This is a genomic window from Nocardioides sp. F233 (assembly GCF_057813895.1).
The window spans coordinates 1-2218 of sequence record NZ_JBVASH010000014.1 but is presented as its reverse complement, the minus strand read 5'-3'; the positions used below and the strand labels follow the sequence as shown (position 1 = coordinate 2218).

Genomic DNA, 2218 nt, shown 5'->3' with positions numbered 1-2218 from the left:
GGACACGGGGATCAACAGGTTCATTCGACACCACTCAACAGAGCCAGAAGTGTCAGGACCGAACCCCGTCGAAACGTCAGGAATCTGCTGACACAGAACTGTCAGGGATGTCCTGAGACATCACAATTCCGCTGCACGGCCCTCGCTCGAAGGCTCGGTCACCGTGTCGGCGAGAAGGTCGAGCACCTCACCGATGGTGCGGTGGTGGGACCCTGCTTCAGGAAGCGGCAGGTCCGACTGGATCTCGTAGGCGTTGCGCCGCCCTTCCCTCGTCTTGACGACGTAGCCCGCCTCGGCGAGGTCGTTGACGATGCCGAAGGCGCGCCGCTCGGTGATCGCGACCCGCTCCGCGATGTCCCGCAGGCGCACGCCCGGGTCCCGCGCGATGCACAGCAGGGTGCGTCCGTGGTTGCTGAGGAACGTCCAGTTCGCCATGGCGGGAATCCTAGTCGATTCCGGAAATGGATTGCTAGAGATCAGTTGCCAGCGTAACGTGGCAGGTACTCGAACAGGCGCGTGTGCGCCTCAGGACGAGCTCACCCCTTCTCACCACCGGATCGGCATCATGACCACTCTCGTCACCCTCCTGGTCACCGTCGTCCTCCTGGCCCTGCTGGGGCTGGCGATGGCCGTGAAGATCGTCAAGCAGTACGAGCAGGGGGTGCTGTTCCGGCTCGGCCGGGTGCAGGGCCTGCGCGGACCGGGGCTCCAGCTGATCGTCCCGGTCATCGACGTCCTGCACCGGGTCTCGCTCCGCATCATCACGATGCCGATCCAGTCCCAGGGCATCATCACCCGCGACAACGTCAGCGTCGACGTCTCCGCGGTGGCCTACTTCCGGGTCGTTGATCCGGTGAAGTCCGTGGTCGCCATCGAGGACGTCTACGCCGCCATCAACCAGATCGCCCAGACCACGCTGCGCAAGGTGGTCGGTCAGCACACGCTGGACCAGACGCTCTCGGAGACCGACCAGATCAACCTGGACATCCGCGGGATCCTCGACGTGGCCACGGTCGAGTGGGGTGTCGAGGTCACCCTGGTGGAGCTCAAGGACATCCAGCTGCCCGACAGCATGAAGCGCGCGATGGCCCGTCAGGCCGAGGCGGAGCGCGAGAAGAGGGCCAAGATCATCAACGCCGAGGGCGAGTCGCTCGCGGCGACGGCGCTGGGCGACGCCGCGGACATCATGATGGCCCACCCCCTCGCCCTCCAGCTGCGCAACCTGCAGAGCCTCGTCGAGCTCGGTGTCGACAAGAACTCCACCGTCGTGTTCCCCGCACCGCTGATGACCACGATCGCCGAGCTCGGATCGTTCCTGGCCCGCGAGAAGGCCGCAGCCGCGGCTCCCGCGCCTCCCACGGACCCGGCCATCCCACTGGTCCTGCCGACCAACAACGTGCCCGGGGCCGCGTAGTCCACGCGGCGCGCGAGATCGCACCGCACGGACATGGTCGTGAAGGCCGCACCGCCACGAGCTGCGCGCCGCCCGGTCCGGCACCGCTCACCGGCGAACCAGGCGCGGCACGACGACCTCCCGTTGCCGGCCAGGGTCGCCGACCGGGTCACGGCCGTGTTCGGCTCGTGGGCGTTCATCGTGACCCAGAGCGTGCTCATCCTCATCTGGCTCGGCTACAACGGCTACGCGGCGCTCCACTACCTGAGCAGCCAGGCATTCGACCCGTACCCCTTCATCCTGCTCAACCTGCTCTTCTCCACCCAGGCGGCCTACGCTGCGCCCCTCATCCTGCTGAGCCAGAACCGGACGGCGGAGCGGGACCGGGTCAAGGCCGAGCACGACTTCGACGTCAACGTGCTGGCCCTTCGGGCGCTCGCCGAGCTGCTGACCGCCGCCGAGGAACCGAAGGCACGCCGCCAGCTCCTGGACGAGATCAGCGGGCTCATCGGCGCACCCGTTGCCGGCGATCCGAGCTAGGGCCCGTCGCTCAAGTCGGCGCCGTCGCGAGCGGCGTTTCGCGCCGATCTGGCAAGGCGGCGGTGCGACGACGTGCTTGTCCGCCCTTCGAGCGACGCCAACGCAGCCAGATCGGATGCGAAACGCCGCGTAGCAGGCGGGGACTTGGGAGACGCGCCCTAGTTGTGATGTCCAGGGAGGTTGTACCGCCCGGCACCGGTGAGCCTGTCTGACAGACGAAGGCCTCCGGTTGTGAAGTGGAGCTGTCTAGTTCAACGCTTCACTGACCGGAGGCCCTCGTGTCCC

3 protein-coding genes are annotated in these 2218 nt (G+C 67.1%); 2 read left to right on the top strand and 1 reads right to left on the bottom strand.

Translation table 11 applies throughout. The features are described from left to right. Positions 1-120 precede the first annotated feature (120 nt). Positions 121-435 carry a helix-turn-helix transcriptional regulator gene (locus ACZYRU_RS26860; RefSeq protein ID WP_488960169.1) on the bottom strand — a complete coding sequence of 105 codons (315 nt, stop codon included), beginning with the start codon at positions 433-435 and terminating at the stop codon, positions 121-123. Between the two features lie 130 nt (positions 436-565). Between ACZYRU_RS26860 and ACZYRU_RS26855 the strand changes: the two genes are divergently transcribed. Both ACZYRU_RS26855 and ACZYRU_RS26850 read left to right on the top strand, forming a co-directional pair. Then, positions 566-1414 carry a slipin family protein gene (locus ACZYRU_RS26855; protein ID WP_488960168.1) on the top strand — a complete coding sequence of 283 codons (849 nt, stop codon included), beginning with the start codon at positions 566-568 and terminating at the stop codon, positions 1412-1414. A gap of 39 nt (positions 1415-1453) precedes the next feature. After that, positions 1454-1933 (top strand): DUF1003 domain-containing protein, encoded by a 480-nt coding sequence (locus ACZYRU_RS26850; protein WP_488960167.1) that lies wholly within the window; start codon positions 1454-1456, stop codon positions 1931-1933. The last annotated feature ends 285 nt before the right edge of the window (positions 1934-2218 follow it).